Origin of the sequence: Ruminococcus sp. Marseille-P328, from assembly GCF_964249465.1 — a bacterium.
Classification (GTDB): Bacteria; Bacillota; Clostridia; order Lachnospirales; family Lachnospiraceae; genus Blautia_A; species Blautia_A faecis.
On sequence record NZ_CAXUBQ010000007.1, the window covers coordinates 1 to 15,147 of the forward strand.

The window sequence follows — 15,147 nt, forward strand, 5'->3', positions numbered from 1 at the left end:
AGCTCTGCCCATTTGTAACTATTCACAAATCTTATATCAGTTTTTAACGTTTACACAAAACTTGAAACGGTCTCGATCATTTCGATTTTCATTGGGATATTAGCATTGTTGATGTCCTTTGGTAGCTTGATTGTAGCGTTGCTTGCCTTTCTCGATAAGAGAAACAAGCGAAAATAAAAATGCCTATCCTGTCTGATCCACAGGATAGGCGGTGTCCTTAAGGACATTCATTAACCTAAACTCGGAGCATCCACCTTTGGAGTGGGTGCTTTCTGTTTAATTAGATATTATCATTTTATGTCTGATAATTCATGAGGTTTCGCTAATTTGGAAAAATTTTTACAGTAAGCTTGTCAGTTCCTTTCGACACAACCATGTTGTCATCAAGCAGATGCTGCTTGATTTCTTCAATGTTCTCATTAATACGCTGTAAACTGGCGTTATATTCTTCTTCAGAATAATCATCTTTCGCATTTATCATATTTTCACGAATTTCCAAAGCTTTCATATAGGTACAAAGTTTCTTGTTGATGAGGTTGTTCTTAAATGACAGCTTTACAGTTGATGGCTTGAAATTGCCCTCATCGTCCTTATCTGCTTCAAATTTCATATCAATCTGATCGTCTAATTTAAACAGCAATGATAATACATCAGAAACTGTTTCTATATCAAAATCCATGAAAATGTTAATACTGATGCCTAATGCATTGGCAATCTTTAAAAGCTGGTCAGGCTTTGGATTTCGGATTCCGTATTCATATTTCTTTATGGTTGCGGAGTTTATGCCGGATAGCTGACCAAGCGTATCTTGCGATATTCCACGCATATTACGAAAATATTTAATCTTTTCTCCAGTAGTCATAAAAATGCTCCTTTATGATTTGTTACCCCTATTCTATCACAATGGGACACATTTGTGTATATAAAGTTGATTTAATTACTTGACAGACACAAATGTGTACTATATAATACGGATAAATAAGGTCACAAAAGTGTACCGAAATGAAAACGGGAAGGAGAACACAATATGGAGAATACGATGAAGATGTATGTAACAGCAGATGAAGCAGCACAGATTCTTGGAGTATCAAGAGGATATGCTTACAAAATCATTCGTGGTCTTAATAATGAATTGAAAGAAAAAGGCTATCGAGTGATTTCAGGCAAGGTACCTACAAAGTATTTTGAAGAAAAGTTTTATGGTATGGCAGTTGGTTAATGGAGAGGAGATGATGATATGCCAGCTACACGAGATGGTAAAACATGGCGCTGCCAGTTCTATTATGAGGACTGGCAGGGTGTACGCCATAAAAAGAACAAAAGAGGCTTTAAGACAAAGGCAGAAGCAGAGGAGTGGGAGCGTAACTTCCGGCAACAGCAGAGAAAAGATTTGGATATTAACTTTGAGAATTTTGTTGAAAGCTATTTCGCTGATGTGGAGAACCGGCTTAGAGAAAGCACAATCAAGAATAAAAGATATGTGTTTGATTTGAAAGTTACACCATATTTCAAAAAGAAAAAGATGTGTGAGATTAAGACTTCAGATATCAGGGCTTGGCAGAATGAATTGATTAAGCAGGGGTACGCACCGACTTATCTTAAAAGTATTAATAACCAGTTGGCAGCACTATTCAATTATGCGGTCAGATATTATGACTTGAAAGATAATCCCTGCAGGAAAGCAGGAAGTATCGGAAAAAGCAAGGCTGATGATATGGAGTTTTGGACAAAACAGGAGTTTAAGCAGTTTCTTCCGTCTATGGACAAGAAACCGGAGGCGAGAATGGCATTTATGCTTCTGTATTGGACAGGAATGCGTATAGGTGAATTACTGGCACTTACCTATGAAGATATTGATTTGGAAAAACGAATTATAAGCATTTCTAAATCATATCAGAGATTGGATGGAAAAGATATAATTACACCGCCTAAGACACCAAAGAGCAATCGTAAGATTATTATTCCACCATTTTTGGCAGAAGAGCTAAAAGAATATTGCAGTCATTTATATGGAATTATGCCAAATGAAAGAATGTTCCGATTTACAAAATCTTATATGGAGCATGAGATTGTACGAGGCATAAAGGAAACAGGAGTTAAGAGAATCCGTATTCATGATTTGCGCCACAGCCACGCATCACTTCTGGTGGAGCTTGGATTTCAGCCATTGGCAATAGCGGAGCGGTTGGGACATGAAAAGATAGAAACAACATTAAATACTTATTCACATTTATATCCGAATAAGCAGGCAGAACTGGCAGACAGGCTAGAACTGGAGAATGAGGAGGACAATCTATGAGCGGAGTACACAAACATCCAACAATCAGCTTTCGTGTATCGGACAGAGAGCGGGAAATGATTGAAGCCAAGATACTTGCAAGCGGTATGCAGAAGAAAGATTATTTTGTACGTTCCTGCATTTATAGTAGAATATGTGTTGTAGGAAAGAAAGAGGTCATTTACCAGCTTGTAGAGGAATTGCGGAATATGCAGACAAATCTCTCAGAACTGGTAAAACAACTGGAACAGCAAGAGATAACACTTACTGCTGATGGATTGGAAGATATGCGAAATGACTGTATGGATATGTTACAGGCGATTATTGCAATGCTGGATGGTGCCAAGTATCTCTGGCAGGGAGTACAGATTGATAAAGAAAAAAGTCCTGACAGCGGCAACTGTTAGGACTTGCGGTAACAAAAGAAAACCTCTGTTACACCTGTAAATACAACTAGAGTATAGCAGAGGTTCTTCTTAGGAGCAAATAAAAGATTGGAAAATGGAGGACTTTATGGAGGAACAGAAGACAGAATTAAAGATAATACGGATGTCGGAGGTTGAGTCACAGGAAGTGAAATGGCTGTGGTATCCGTTTATACCATATGGGAAGCTGACAATTATTCAGGGAGATCCGGGTGATGGAAAGACCACATTGGTGTTAAACATAGCAGCAAAGCTGTCAAAGGGAGAATGTCTCGACAGTGATATGGATGTGCAGGAGCCGGTAAATGTCATTTATCAGACAGCAGAGGATGGACTGGCAGATACAGTAAAGCCAAGACTTGAGCTTGCCGGAGCGGATTGTGAAAAGATACTTGTTATTGATGAAAGTGATAAATCCCTGTCTATGGCAGATGAAAGGCTTGAAGAGGCACTTGTTAAGACTGGGGCAAAAGTATTGATACTTGATCCGATACAGGCTTATCTCGGTGGTGGAATGGATATGAACCGGGCAAATGAGGCAAGAGATATGACAAAGAAACTTGGAGCATTAGCAGAGAAATACCAATGTGCAATTCTTCTTATCGGTCATATGAATAAGGCATCAGGAAATAAAGCCGCATATAGAGGTATGGGGTCTATTGATTTCTTCGCAGTAGCCAGGAGCGTGCTTCTGGTCGGCAGAATAGAAGGAGAACCTAATATGAGAGCTGTTGTTCAGATAAAGAATAATCTCGCTGCATTTGGACATCCAAAAGCATTTATGTTATCGGAGTCAGGATTTCACTGGTTAGGAGATTATGAAATTACAGCGGATGAAGTGCTTGGTGGAATTGCACCAAAGGCAAATAAGCTGGAGCAGGCAAAGCAAATGATTCGTGAATTGGCAGAAACAACCAATATGGTGCAGAGTAATGAAATATTTGAAATGGCTGATGAACAGGGCATTTCAAAGAGAACATTGGAAAATGCCAAGAAAGAATTGGGCATCCGGGCAAAGAAAATCAATAATTCATGGCATTGGGAACTGGATGCAGTAAAGCAGGGATAAGGCAAGAACGCAACATTGCAGTCTATATAGAAATTGCGGAGATAGATTTTGCAAGGTTGCAAATTGTATAGACTTTGCAGTGTTGCGGTCTTGAATGAATTGGAAAGTAATGGTGGATTGATATGAAAAATGTACAGATTTCAGAAGAACTTTTCGTTGTGATAATGAGATATTTTATGTTGGAGCAGGAGGAAATGTTACCGCAGATAAAGCAGGGCTTAGAAAAGAAACTGGATGCAATGGTGATGAGAGAATTATATACAAAATATAAGACCGCACCAACAGAAGAAGAAAAAGAAAAGGCACGAAAGGAATACCTGGATAGACGTGGTGTGCCGGAGAGTTTTCGATGGTAGTTTTTCTTAAACGTATATAACGGCTGCGTGTCACGCTTCCGTTAGGATGGATAAGGAAAATGTGATGATATGATTGAAATCGTGGAGGCTTGCGACATTGACTGCCGCAGGCAGAAAAGCTCCCGGCAGGGCGCAAAACCTGATTAAGAATAGCTTGCTATTCTTTTCAGGTCTGCATTTTTGATGGCGTAGCTGTCAAAAGTGCTTTTGCGTTACTTTCGACGAAAGTAACAAAGCCAGAGCGAGGGAACCTCGCTCTATGCCGATATCCGGTGCGAGTATGACAGATAAAAGAAAGGGGAAGATTGCCTATGGAGAGAACGATAAGTGCAATGATCGGAAAAGGTTCTGTGAACCATAATACCAGAGCATTTACAGCTAAGAATGTAGATAAAAACAGAAGTGCTGATAATGTGGAATTTTGCCAGGAAGATATTAAGCAGGTTTATCATAAATTGTTTGATGAAGCACGGGAACGATATAATGCAAAACAGAAACGGAAAGATCGCATGATTGATAATTACTATGAAAAAATCAGGAGGGGTAAGCAGGAAAAGTTATTTCATGAAGTGATATTTCAAATCGGAAATAAAGATGATATGAATGCCAAAAGTGAAGATGGATTGTTGGCAAAAAGGATTTTAACGGAATTTATGGATGAGTTCCAAGCTAGAAATCCGAACTTGTATGTATTCTCGGCACATTTGCATATGGATGAAGAAACACCGCATCTGCATATTGATTTTGTACCATATATTACAGGAAGTAAGCGAGGACTTGATACAAGGGTATCATTAAAATCTGCACTAGCGGCAGAAGGCTTCACCGGTGGCACTAGAGGTGCTACCGAATTAAATCAGTGGATTGCATCAGAGAAGCAGGAACTTGCTACAGTCATGGAGCGATATGGTGTGGAATGGCTGAAAAAGGGAACACATGAGAAGCATTTGTCGGTGTTTGAATTTGAAAAGAAAGAGCGAGCAAAAGAAGTAGCTGAGCTGGATAGCCAAAAACAGGAAATATCTTCGGTGGTTTTACAACTTGGGGAAGCGGTTTCTGCAAAGAAACAGGAATTGCAAAATGTTACTATAGAAAAGGAACTGGCTGAGGAAGCTACACAGAAGGCAAATGAAGAGAGAACTATAGCACAACAGGAGAAGGAAGTATTGCTTGCAAGTAATCAAGATTTGAGGATGGAAAATGCAAGGCTTGAGAGTCGCAAAGATAGACTTCGTATGGATAATCATGATTTGAAGCAAAAGCGGCTACAGTTGCAGACCGATAATGAAGAACTGGAACAAAGGCATGAAGATTTACAATATACGAATAGTAAATTGGAGAATGTGAATGATCAGTTATCTGCTGACAATCACACTCTGGAGCAAAGGAATGATGCGTTGCAATTGGATAATCAGGCATTAAGACAGAAATACAATGATTTGCAACAGAATAATGTTCTACTTGAAAGACAACAGAATGAGCTTAAGCACAATATAGAGCAGATGATGCAGTCGGAGCAGTTATTACAGCGTGATGTAAGGAAGTATGATGAAGCACCGGAGTGGCAGTTGCCGGAGCCGGGAGCATTTGCAAGTGCTAAGTCATTTCGGGATAAGGTGGTTATACCATTTGTGAATAAGCTGAAGTCATTGATAAAGAATCTGACAATCCAATGTGTAAGGCTGAAAGAGGAAGTAATACAGCTTCGAAAGGAAAAGAAGAGATTGTCAGATGATGTGGAGTTTTACAAGGGCAAGATTAAGAATATGAGTGATAGGACAGAGCTGTTGCAGGAAAAGGCTGATGATCTGGAGCGTGTGAAGAGATATGCCGGTGCAGAGCAGATTGATACGATTATTCGTAAGGTAAAGGAACAGGAGCGTACAGAACAGCAGATAAGGCGATATGACAAGTCTTATGGGACAAGATAATGGGAAGGATGGATTGATGAGATGAAAGATAATCGAATGGATAATATCGTAGAATGTGCTCATAACATGGATAACGGCTATGTTGAGGTGTGGTTTACAGATGGAAATATGTTGCGGATAAAGTGCGAAGAAGTGGAGGCTGCTCTGAGGACAACAGAGCAGTCACTGGCAAAGTTACATAAATTATTGGATGAAAAGCCGATAGAATATGTGGCGATGGCACTATCCGGGGAGATGCAGGCATATTGTGCTATCGAGGATGATATGGTTAAAGGAATGTTTGGAACGATTGTGCAGGGGTATTTGAAGAAAGGGTACAATCGGGCTACGGCGGAGATGATGGCTAGGGAGTTTTTTAGGTATGAGAGTTAAAAAATCTTATTATGATATATTATAAGATGTAGTAAAGTTTTTGATTATATGATAGAATTAAAAAGGAAAAGTGTATAATATAACAGACTTAAAAATATAACATTAAGAAGGTGAAGAAATGCGTAATATATGTGGAAAGGTATTTCAAAACATTCAGACAAGAGATATTGAATGTTTTTTATATGATCCTCAACAAAACTACTATTATGTAGTTCAGAATGCTTCAAAAAACGGATATCAGCAAAGTATTTTTACATCCTCTGTTATGATAGCTCTTATAGAAGAATTTTTATTAAAGTATAATTCAATTGTAACTGAAATTGAATTTTTGGTAGAGGATGAAGAATTAAATCAAGAAATTAAAAAGATTATAGGACAAATGAAAGATAATGGTGCTTATTGGGAAATACTTAAGGATAAACTTTCCTTTTTGAGTAAATATGATTCAATTGATATCAAAAAAGTAAGTATCAAAAGCAAGCAGGGAAATGGATTTTTGCTTAGTCTGCAAGTAAATGGGATTTTTGATGTTACAGAGAATGCATATGATCTCGTGGCAACAGAAATTTGTAATGTTGTTAGGAGGGTGATAGCTTGAGACCTTCCTCAATTATTAAAATTCTTATTAAAGCAATAGTTCTTCCGTTCATAGCAATGTTTATGTTAAATAAATGGAATTTGTGTGATTATGTTATATTTATTCCAGAAGATTACAGATTTGAAGCAGGATTAGCATTGTATATGGCAATTTTGGAAGCAATTGCTGAACTTGCGGAATATTTTATTGCGAAAGCTAATGCTACTATAACGTGTACTTTTTATACAGATGAACGGCATGAAGATAGCCATACTAGACCTAGTATACAGATGAGTGAAAATTCAATGGGTGTGGCAAGTGTGTGGTGTCATATTATACTTAATGGTGATTATAAAAAGCTTTTAGGAACAGAAGTATGTTTAGATATACCACAGTGGTTTTCTGCACAATTGGATGCTAATAGTAATATTACACAAGAAGCTTATCAAATAAAATGGAATGTTTCTACGTTATTGCCAGAACATGATAATAAGAAGAAAGTGCATACAGAAACACGAATGAAGTTATCTTTTATACGGAATGAGGCAACTGATGCGTCTATAGTTCTTGAGCCAACAGTTAAGAAGAAAATTGGACTAGAATTTGAAACTAATGGAATTATGATTCAAAATGTAGGAGGTATAAACTGATGATAACAGTTACAAGATGGGTAGATGAAAAAACAACAAATCTTGAAGATATAGAAAAATTGTTAGATTCGCCGCATCCAAATGAGGTGCCAGAGAGTGGAACTAAATATATTAATTGGGAAATACAGAAAGTATTCGACAAGGATAAGAAAGATGTTTTTTATGGCAGAGAGATAACATATAATTATTATACATTTTCAGTAGATCAAATTCCAGGGGGAGAAGAAATATCGGATGATGGAACCTATACTAAACGTGGTTTTGTTATTCCTTATTTCAGTGCGGGAAAAGTACGTTATATTATAAGTAAAAATACATATGCACAGACTTTACTTCGGAAGATGTTGTTTTATTCTGGAAAAGGAGAAATTCTAAGTAATACCTTAGAGTTATCTGGAGATTTATTTGTGTGGCTTATTAGCAAAGTATATGGTAAAGAGAATACCATATCAAGTGAAAATGAAGAATTAAGTGATTTGATTATTGATTCAATAAAAGGATTTAAAGGTGATACGGAGGATTTGCTGGCGAAAGTATCTATGTCTGGTGAATCTGTTATGAATATTATTAGTGCGTTATCATTTTTAATTGAAAGTAGAAACTTAAATCAGATTACAATAGCGTTATCTTATAGAAATCATATGAATATGGAAATATCTCTAAATAATAGAAATACAATAGGATTTGATGAAGATAAATATCTTGGAGAACTTGTTCAGGTTCCTCGACATGAGATGATAGCAACTTGTATTTTGTCATTGTATATGGAAATAGTCCCGATTTTGCTACAGAAATATCAGAGCGATATAGATTTAAATCTGTGGGGGCAGGGAAAATGTGTTTCTTTTTTGGAAATGGTAGCAGATGATTTAAATAAAAAAGTTAAAGCACGAATAGATGATTTGATTGCCAAGCCAGAACAACTTAAGTTTAAAATGGATTTACAGGATGGTATTTTAGGAGAACCTTGAGTATATGCAAAACTATGAATGTATTATGATAAGTAGTAGTCGTGATGGCTCCATTTTGGCTCTAAAAAATTTAGACGAGGTACACAAAATTGCAAAATAAGAAGACTATGAAGAATAAAATGCACAAATGTGTATCAAAAAACAACCAGGTAAATCTCTCCGCCCAAGAGTTTGAATAAATCGAGTTGCTTAAAAAAGCCAGTGTTTATGCGGGTTTCAGCGATTTCGATTAGTCTTTTGATAACAAATTGATAACAGTCATAGCAAGTGCCATTATTCTTGTTATCCAGTGGTTTATGGGTAACGGAACAATTAACAGGTGGCTTGCAGACTAAAGTTCGGAGCTTGGCTCTGAACAAATTCCATATTATAAACTAAGCCCTTAGCTGTGGTTAATAACCATAGTTAAGGGCTTTTTTGTCGTTGCCAAAGCATCTGTAGGGAGCTGCCAGTGGCAGGTCCTGTAGGTGCTTATTTATCTTTCAAGTGGTCTTTGAATGCTTCCACGAGAGCGTCACTTAATTCCTGTGATGGAACTTTTGCCCAACGCTGTGTGGTGTCGAACTCTGGATAATGGTAACGCCAGTTATCGTATTCTTCTCTGTTGATTTCTTCGGAAGATAGCTTGTCTGCCTGTTCTTTCCAAGCATACAGCATTTTGAGGAGTTCATATGCTTCTCTGCCTTTGTCCTTGTTGACCTTTAAGCATACCTCTCCGTCTGCTTCACTGACAGTAAGACCGTAAATATCTTCAAGGGTAAACAGAGTGTGCATAAGACCGATATAGCTGTCTATGTCAGGAACATCAAGAGCCTGTGGAGAAACATCAAGCACCTGTGCCAATGCATTTGTAAGGTCTGCTTTCGGTTTGCGTGTACCAGTTTCGTACTGTGCCAAACGCACATCAGCACTCTTTTCTGGAAAACCGATTGCTGTACCGAGATACTTTTGTGTCATACCACGCATTAGTCTGAAAAAATGTATTCTTTCGCTGATAGCCATAATGATACGCTCCTTTTATATTTAGTGAAATAAGTATAGCAGAAATGTTTAGTGGAAGTCAAGAAAAACCGAAACAAAAATGTTTAATATTTTCTTTGCAACCACTTGACAATAGCAAATATGTTTAGTAAAATAAATTACGAATTAAACAAATATGCTTAATGCGACAACTGAATGACCGTCCGAAAAGCCAAACCGCCAAGACCTCGTCGGAGCAAGTTCCGTATCGTTCGCTTGTGTGCAAGCACAAAAGCTCATTCGCTGCACTGCTCCTCCTCTTCCCCAAAAGTCTCCGACTTTTCGGGAACCCCTATACGAGCGAGCGCCTGATGTACTGCGGTGCATTGGGACAGCACAGCGCCTGCCGACAAGCAGGAGTGCCTGTTGGAACTTTAACACGGAGAAAGCGGCAAGCAAAAAATTATTTTAAGAAAGGAAGAAAAAGGATATGGAAAACAGATTTATCCGAGCCGAAGATGTGGCTCAGGAACTAAACGTATCAAAACCTTATGCATATAAACTCATCAGACAATTAAATGAGGAATTGAAAGCAAAGGGCTTTATTACGATTGCAGGGCGTGTAAATCGCCAGTATTTTTACGAAAGGCTCTACGGAGCAGGAAAGGGGGAAATGTAAATGCCGGTATTTAAGAATGAAGATAACGGTACTTGGTATGTGATGGCAAGGTATGTGAACTGGAAAGGGGAACGCAAGCAGAAATGCAAGCGTGGCTTTGCTACCAAACGAGAAGCACAGGAATGGGAAAGAATGTTCAAATTGCAGACTTCTTCAGACCTTGATATGAGTTTTGAAGCCTTTACGGAGCTTTATATCAATGATGTGAAGAACCGTTTGAAGGAAAACACGTGGCTTACCAAAGAGCATATCATACGCACAAAGATACTTCCGTATTTCGGGAAACTGAAAATCAGCGAGATTTCCACAAAGGAGATTATTACTTGGCAGAATGAAATGCTTGCCTATCGTGATGAGAAGAAAAAGCCTTATTCACAGACGTATCTGAAAACGCTGCACAATCAGTTGTCCGCCATTTTCAATCACGCTGTCCGCTACTATGAACTGCGTTCCAATCCTGCGGCAAAGGTGGGAAATATGGGACGTGAGGAACACAAGGAAATGCTGTTCTGGACAAAGGAAGAATACAAGAAATTCTCTTTTGAGATGATGGACAAGCCTGTTTCCTTTTATGCGTTTGAAATGCTTTACTGGTGCGGTATCCGAGAGGGCGAGCTGTTAGCTTTGACTCCGGCAGATTTCAACTTTGATAAGGAAACAGTCACAATCAATAAATCCTATCAGCGTTTGAAAGGGCAGGATGTGATTACTTCTCCGAAAACGAAAAAGAGCAACCGCACGATTAAAATGCCGAAGTTTCTGTGTGAGGAAATGAAAGAATATCTCGGTATGCTTTACGGATTGAAGAAGAAAGACCGTATCTTTACGGTGACGAAAAGCTATCTTCATCACGAGATGGACAGAGGGGCAAAGGCGGCAGGCGTGAAGCGTATCCGCATTCACGATCTCCGTCACAGCCACATTTCACTCTTGATTGATATGGGCTTTTCTGCGGTGGCGATTGCTGACCGAGTTGGTCACGAAAGTATTGATATTACTTATCAGTACGCACACCTCTTTCCGTCAAAGCAGATTGAGATGGCAGAAAAATTAGATGATTTAGGGAAAGGAGATTTTGAAAATGTCAGCTAAGAACAGAGATAACAAAAATCGTTGGAGGAATATCACAGTAGGGTTTCGAGTATCGCCCGAAGAAAACGAACTCATTAACAGAGCTGTAGCTCTATCAGGATTGCCAAAACAGGAGTATTGTTACCGCCGTTGCTTAAATCAGGATGTGGTGGTACAGGGCAATCCGAGAGTGTATAAGGCGTTGAAAACGGAATTTGCCACAGTCCTTGCGGAACTGAAAAGGATTGAAGCAGGAAAAGGTGTGGATGATGAACTGCTGAGTGTAATAGAACTGATTTCCATTATTCTCGGCGGTTTGAAAGGAGAGGATGCGAATGGAGAATAAAAAAGAAATGACTATTCCAAATGTATCTGCGGCAACAGATGCGGAACAGTCACTTTCCAAATGTACTGACAATAGTATAGTCAATCAGGATACGGATTTCAAGGGGTACGAGCAATCTTTTGAAGAAATGCAAAGGGAAATACTCAGACAGTTAGACCCTTCCTATCTGAAAACAGTATCAATGACAACGCTGTATGATACGGTGTTTGAGGTTCAGACACCACTTATCGACGGTCTGCTCCAAAGGGGAACTTACCTTTTCGTAGGTTCCCCGAAAGTGGGAAAGAGCTTTATGATGGCACAGCTTGCCTATCATATCAGCACAGGCACACCGCTTTGGGAGTATAAGGTGCGTAAGGCAACGGTGCTTTATTTTGCCCTTGAAGATGATTACCCACGTTTGCAGAAGCGATTGTTTCAGATGTTCGGTGCAAAGGAGACAGGCAATCTGTATTTCGCAACGGAATGTAAAACGGTCAATGGCGGACTGGAAGAACAGATAAGAGGGTTTATGAGGGAACACCCAGACACAGGCTTGATTATCATAGACACCTTAAAGCGTGTGCGTGAAGCAGGCGGAGCAGATTACAGCTACGCAAGTGATTATGATGTTGTGGCAAGGCTGAAAGCGTTGGCAGACAGTTACAAGGTTTCAATGCTTATTGTTCATCATACACGCAAACAAAAATCGGAAGATATATTCGATATGATTTCAGGCACGAATGGTCTGATGGGTGCGGCAGACGGTGCATTTGTTCTCAGTAAGGACAAGCGTACTTCCAACAATGCCACACTTGATGTTGCTGGCAGAGACCAGCAGGATATGAAAATCCATCTTGTAAGGGACAGCGAGCGATTGGTGTGGAACTTTGCAAAATCGGAAACGGAGATGTGGAAAGAACCGCCCGAACCTCTGCTTGAGAAGATAGCGGATACGCTCTTTTCGGAAAGTGACAGATGGGAAGGAACTGCTTCGGAACTTTGCGAAAGGCTTGCGGTGGATATAAAGCCGAATGTACTTTCTTTAAGGCTCAGTATCAACGCAAGCAGGCTGTTTCGTGATTACGGTATCCGTTATCAGAACAGCCGCACACACGACGGAAGAAAGGTTTCACTTTGGAAAGAAACCGAGCAGACGGCGTGACAAACGGTGTCAAAGGTGTCAATGTTTTTGAGAGCAGCACGCTGTGAAAAACATTGTCACCATCGTCACACTTTGACACCGGATAAAGTTTAGGGGAGTGTGCAGAGAGTGCCTTTTCAAAGGCGGCTCTTTGGTCTCGCCTGCTGGCTCGGTCGGTTCGCAGGCGTGTGTGCCACCGGCACACGCTCACCCCTCGGAGAGCCTTCGGAGAACGCAAAACCTGTTTACAGGTCGCATTTTTGATGGGTGTACCCGTCAAAAGTGCTTTTGCGTTACTTTTGACAAAAGTAACAAAACCTGAGAATGTTGAAATTTACAGATGGGAGATGAAAAAATGCAGAGAACGATAAGTGCAATGGTCGGTAAAGGCTCGGTCAATCACAATAGCCGAAAGTTCCGAGCAGAAAATGTAGACGGAACTCGTACTCATCTCAATATCGACTACTGCAATGAAAATATAAAGACAGTTTATCACGAATTGTTTGATGAAGCATTGGAAAGATACAATGCCAAGCAGATAAGGTCAGACCGAAAGATAAAAGATTATTATGAAAAAATCCGAAGTTCCAAGCAGGAAAAACCGTTCCACGAAATCATTTTACAGGTGGGCGGTAAGGGAAATATGAACGCCGATACGGAAAACGGAGAACTGGCAAAGCAGATTTTAGATGAATACTATCAGGGTTTTCAGGAGCGAAATCCACAGCTTCGGGTGTTCTCGGCTCATCTGCATATGGATGAAGCTACACCACATCTGCACATAGATTTTGTACCTTTTACCACAGGCAGCAAGCGTGGACTTGATACAAGAGTGTCACTAAAGCAGGCTCTTGCAACGCAAGGTTTTAAGGGCGGCAGTCGTGGCGATACGGAGTGGTCGCAATGGATACAGTCCGAAAAAGAACAGCTTGCGGCGGTGATGGAACGTTATGGGATTGAGTGGGAACATTTAGGCACACACGAAAAACATCTTTCTGTTTTGGATTATAAAAAGCAGGAAAGAGAAAAAGAAGTGGCGGCATTAGGTGCGAAAATCGAGCAGAAACAGATTGAATTTGATGTGTTGTCGGAACGAGTATTGAACTATGATAAGGCAAAAGACGAGCTGTCAAATCTTGAAATAGAGCTTGATACTGCACCGAAATATCAGTTGCCAGAACCAGAGAAATTTATGACTGCAAAGGCATATAAAACCAAAATGGCAGAGCCGGTTGTAAGGAAATTGAAGCAACTTGTCAAAACGGTGCTTGCCCGCTGCTTTGAGGGGTGGGACAACTATCATAGGCTGAATACAGCGAATGCACAGTTATACCGCACCAATCAGCGTTTGGAGAAAGTCAATGAAAGATTGACCGAAGAAAACAAAATCCTAAAAGCAGAAAATAAAGATTACAGCCTGCTCCGTAAGGTTTTTGGTCGCAAACAGATAGATGATTTGTTGGAGCAGGCAAGAACAGTTAAAGGTCGCAAGCGTGATAATACACGATCACGATAGACAAAAATCACAGGAGGAAAAGGAAAATGACAAAGACAATTTTTGAAGAAATGGGCGGAACTTATAGACAGGTGGGTGATTATTTATTGCCGAACATCACAGTACCAGCCGAAGAAGAAATAGAGCCGATTGGTTTATGGGGGAAACGACATGCAAGGCATTTAAAGGAACACTATAAAGTGTTATATATGAACCTGCTGACAAGCGGAAAGCTGCATAGTTATCTTGCAGAAGTCGATAAGCAAGCAGAGGATATGTTTCTTCGACTGGTAAAGGAATATGCCGACAGACAAGATGTGACGGAACAATTAAAGAAAGATAATCCCTACGAATGGATTGGAAGAATGAATAATATTCAGGCTTGTGTGAGGGAAGTTGTAGGAACGGAGTTGATTTACACATAAGCGTTTTACGGTATGGTGCTCCTGCGTTTGCTGGAGTGCTGTGGTTGTGGTTGTAAAGAGGTTGTGAAAGATTGAATTTCGTAATGGTTGGATGTATAATTAGGAAGTGAAAATTTTAATTTGCACTTCCATAAGGTGAAATGTATTGACACAAAAAATACAGTATGATAGTATTGCCATTAGAAGAAAGAAAGGCACATTTTGTGTAAGGTGAGGAAATGATTAATAGATAATTTGATTTAAGTAAGACACATATAGTTATTGAGCCTGTAGAGAATAGGTTTGTTTTGTGTACGCTTAAGTTGGATTATCGCAAGAGGCATTTCCTTTGTTTTCCTTTTGGAAAAGAAATAAGGGTCTATTTAGCGAGTCTATTTTTGCGTATGCAAAAAAGACTCGTTTTTGTGTGTTCAAAATAA

Annotated in this window: 19 protein-coding genes; 17 read left to right on the forward strand and 2 right to left on the reverse strand. The window is 39.5% G+C overall.

Annotation, left to right across the window (positions count from 1 at the left end):
• Window positions 1–108 precede the first annotated feature (108 nt).
• Window positions 109–177, forward strand: coding sequence for a putative holin-like toxin (locus ACESTK_RS06445; protein WP_373119312.1), 69 nt, complete (start codon window positions 109–111; stop codon window positions 175–177).
• Between the two features lie 145 nt (window positions 178–322).
• Here the strand turns inward: ACESTK_RS06445 and ACESTK_RS06450 are convergent, their stop codons facing one another.
• Window positions 323–862 carry a helix-turn-helix domain-containing protein gene (locus ACESTK_RS06450; protein ID WP_373119195.1) on the reverse strand — a complete coding sequence of 180 codons (540 nt, stop codon included), beginning with the start codon at window positions 860–862 and terminating at the stop codon, window positions 323–325.
• A 165-nt stretch (window positions 863–1,027) separates the two neighbouring features.
• On the opposite strand from ACESTK_RS06450, the gene ACESTK_RS06455 reads away from it, so the two are divergent.
• The 10 genes from ACESTK_RS06455 (at window position 1,028) to ACESTK_RS06500 (ending at window position 8,629) form a co-directional block, all read left to right on the forward strand.
• Window positions 1,028–1,219 carry an ICEBs1 excisionase gene (locus tag ACESTK_RS06455; protein WP_116444116.1) on the forward strand — a complete coding sequence of 64 codons (192 nt, stop codon included), beginning with the start codon at window positions 1,028–1,030 and terminating at the stop codon, window positions 1,217–1,219.
• Between the two features lie 18 nt (window positions 1,220–1,237).
• Complete coding sequence (locus tag ACESTK_RS06460) at window positions 1,238–2,299, forward strand: tyrosine-type recombinase/integrase (RefSeq protein WP_373119197.1); 1,062 nt, start codon at window positions 1,238–1,240, stop codon at window positions 2,297–2,299.
• Window positions 2,296–2,685, forward strand: coding sequence for a hypothetical protein (locus tag ACESTK_RS06465; protein ID WP_373119199.1), 390 nt, complete (start codon window positions 2,296–2,298; stop codon window positions 2,683–2,685). The genes ACESTK_RS06460 and ACESTK_RS06465 overlap by 4 nt, the downstream gene beginning before the upstream one ends.
• A gap of 106 nt (window positions 2,686–2,791) precedes the next feature.
• Window positions 2,792–3,772 carry an AAA family ATPase gene (locus tag ACESTK_RS06470; protein WP_373119201.1) on the forward strand — a complete coding sequence of 327 codons (981 nt, stop codon included), beginning with the start codon at window positions 2,792–2,794 and terminating at the stop codon, window positions 3,770–3,772.
• A gap of 122 nt (window positions 3,773–3,894) precedes the next feature.
• Window positions 3,895–4,128, forward strand: coding sequence for a complexin-2 (locus tag ACESTK_RS06475; RefSeq protein WP_373119203.1), 234 nt, complete (start codon window positions 3,895–3,897; stop codon window positions 4,126–4,128).
• A gap of 311 nt (window positions 4,129–4,439) precedes the next feature.
• Window positions 4,440–6,059, forward strand: coding sequence for a plasmid recombination protein (locus tag ACESTK_RS06480; RefSeq protein ID WP_373119205.1), 1,620 nt, complete (start codon window positions 4,440–4,442; stop codon window positions 6,057–6,059).
• A 21-nt stretch (window positions 6,060–6,080) separates the two neighbouring features.
• Complete coding sequence (locus ACESTK_RS06485) at window positions 6,081–6,431, forward strand: DUF6061 family protein (protein ID WP_373119207.1); 351 nt, start codon at window positions 6,081–6,083, stop codon at window positions 6,429–6,431.
• A 118-nt stretch (window positions 6,432–6,549) separates the two neighbouring features.
• Complete coding sequence (locus tag ACESTK_RS06490; RefSeq protein ID WP_373119209.1) at window positions 6,550–7,029, forward strand: hypothetical protein; 480 nt, start codon at window positions 6,550–6,552, stop codon at window positions 7,027–7,029.
• Complete coding sequence (locus ACESTK_RS06495) at window positions 7,026–7,658, forward strand: hypothetical protein (RefSeq protein ID WP_373119211.1); 633 nt, start codon at window positions 7,026–7,028, stop codon at window positions 7,656–7,658. The genes ACESTK_RS06490 and ACESTK_RS06495 overlap by 4 nt, the downstream gene beginning before the upstream one ends.
• Complete coding sequence (locus ACESTK_RS06500) at window positions 7,658–8,629, forward strand: hypothetical protein (protein WP_373119213.1); 972 nt, start codon at window positions 7,658–7,660, stop codon at window positions 8,627–8,629. Before ACESTK_RS06495 ends, ACESTK_RS06500 begins: the two co-directional genes overlap by 1 nt.
• A 471-nt stretch (window positions 8,630–9,100) precedes the next feature.
• Here ACESTK_RS06500 and ACESTK_RS06505 read toward each other — a convergent pair whose 3' ends face one another.
• The gene (locus tag ACESTK_RS06505) at window positions 9,101–9,631 is read right to left on the reverse strand and encodes a helix-turn-helix domain-containing protein (protein ID WP_009247529.1); all 531 of its coding nucleotides are present in this window, start codon (window positions 9,629–9,631) and stop codon (window positions 9,101–9,103) included.
• 448 nt (window positions 9,632–10,079) lie between these two features.
• Here ACESTK_RS06505 and ACESTK_RS06510 point away from each other — a divergent pair, with 448 nt between their 5' ends.
• From ACESTK_RS06510 to ACESTK_RS06535, 6 genes are all read left to right on the forward strand, one after another.
• The gene (locus ACESTK_RS06510) at window positions 10,080–10,268 is read left to right on the forward strand and encodes a transcriptional regulator (RefSeq protein WP_009247528.1); all 189 of its coding nucleotides are present in this window, start codon (window positions 10,080–10,082) and stop codon (window positions 10,266–10,268) included.
• Window positions 10,269–11,360, forward strand: coding sequence for a site-specific integrase (locus ACESTK_RS06515; RefSeq protein ID WP_009247527.1), 1,092 nt, complete (start codon window positions 10,269–10,271; stop codon window positions 11,358–11,360).
• Window positions 11,350–11,685 (forward strand): hypothetical protein, encoded by a 336-nt coding sequence (locus ACESTK_RS06520; protein WP_009247526.1) that lies wholly within the window; start codon window positions 11,350–11,352, stop codon window positions 11,683–11,685. The genes ACESTK_RS06515 and ACESTK_RS06520 overlap by 11 nt, the downstream gene beginning before the upstream one ends.
• Window positions 11,675–12,829, forward strand: coding sequence for an AAA family ATPase (locus ACESTK_RS06525; RefSeq protein WP_009247525.1), 1,155 nt, complete (start codon window positions 11,675–11,677; stop codon window positions 12,827–12,829). Before ACESTK_RS06520 ends, ACESTK_RS06525 begins: the two co-directional genes overlap by 11 nt.
• Window positions 12,830–13,163: 334 nt before the next feature.
• On the forward strand, window positions 13,164–14,324 hold the full coding sequence (locus ACESTK_RS06530) for a plasmid recombination protein (RefSeq protein WP_009247524.1): 1,161 nt from the start codon (window positions 13,164–13,166) through the stop codon (window positions 14,322–14,324).
• Between the two features lie 26 nt (window positions 14,325–14,350).
• Complete coding sequence (locus ACESTK_RS06535) at window positions 14,351–14,728, forward strand: TnpV protein (protein ID WP_009247523.1); 378 nt, start codon at window positions 14,351–14,353, stop codon at window positions 14,726–14,728.
• Window positions 14,729–15,147: the final 419 nt, after the last annotated feature.

Bases quoted from the DNA above. Each gene is read 5' to 3' on its own strand.
- ACESTK_RS06525 (WP_009247525.1), top strand. From the start codon at position 11,675: ATGGAGAATAAAAAAGAAATGACTATTCCAAATGTATCTGCGGCAACA.
- ACESTK_RS06465 (WP_373119199.1), top strand. From the start codon at position 2,296: ATGAGCGGAGTACACAAACATCCAACAATCAGCTTTCGTGTATCGGAC.
- ACESTK_RS06480 (WP_373119205.1), top strand. From the start codon at position 4,440: ATGGAGAGAACGATAAGTGCAATGATCGGAAAAGGTTCTGTGAACCAT.
- ACESTK_RS06450 (WP_373119195.1), bottom strand. From the start codon at position 862: ATGACTACTGGAGAAAAGATTAAATATTTTCGTAATATGCGTGGAATA.
- ACESTK_RS06535 (WP_009247523.1), top strand. From the start codon at position 14,351: ATGACAAAGACAATTTTTGAAGAAATGGGCGGAACTTATAGACAGGTG.
- ACESTK_RS06460 (WP_373119197.1), top strand. From the start codon at position 1,238: ATGCCAGCTACACGAGATGGTAAAACATGGCGCTGCCAGTTCTATTAT.
- ACESTK_RS06470 (WP_373119201.1), top strand. From the start codon at position 2,792: ATGGAGGAACAGAAGACAGAATTAAAGATAATACGGATGTCGGAGGTT.
- ACESTK_RS06485 (WP_373119207.1), top strand. From the start codon at position 6,081: ATGAAAGATAATCGAATGGATAATATCGTAGAATGTGCTCATAACATG.
- ACESTK_RS06510 (WP_009247528.1), top strand. From the start codon at position 10,080: ATGGAAAACAGATTTATCCGAGCCGAAGATGTGGCTCAGGAACTAAAC.
- ACESTK_RS06505 (WP_009247529.1), bottom strand. From the start codon at position 9,631: ATGGCTATCAGCGAAAGAATACATTTTTTCAGACTAATGCGTGGTATG.
- ACESTK_RS06475 (WP_373119203.1), top strand. From the start codon at position 3,895: ATGAAAAATGTACAGATTTCAGAAGAACTTTTCGTTGTGATAATGAGA.
- ACESTK_RS06455 (WP_116444116.1), top strand. From the start codon at position 1,028: ATGGAGAATACGATGAAGATGTATGTAACAGCAGATGAAGCAGCACAG.
- ACESTK_RS06530 (WP_009247524.1), top strand. From the start codon at position 13,164: ATGCAGAGAACGATAAGTGCAATGGTCGGTAAAGGCTCGGTCAATCAC.
- ACESTK_RS06490 (WP_373119209.1), top strand. From the start codon at position 6,550: ATGCGTAATATATGTGGAAAGGTATTTCAAAACATTCAGACAAGAGAT.
- ACESTK_RS06515 (WP_009247527.1), top strand. From the start codon at position 10,269: ATGCCGGTATTTAAGAATGAAGATAACGGTACTTGGTATGTGATGGCA.
- ACESTK_RS06520 (WP_009247526.1), top strand. From the start codon at position 11,350: ATGTCAGCTAAGAACAGAGATAACAAAAATCGTTGGAGGAATATCACA.
- ACESTK_RS06500 (WP_373119213.1), top strand. From the start codon at position 7,658: ATGATAACAGTTACAAGATGGGTAGATGAAAAAACAACAAATCTTGAA.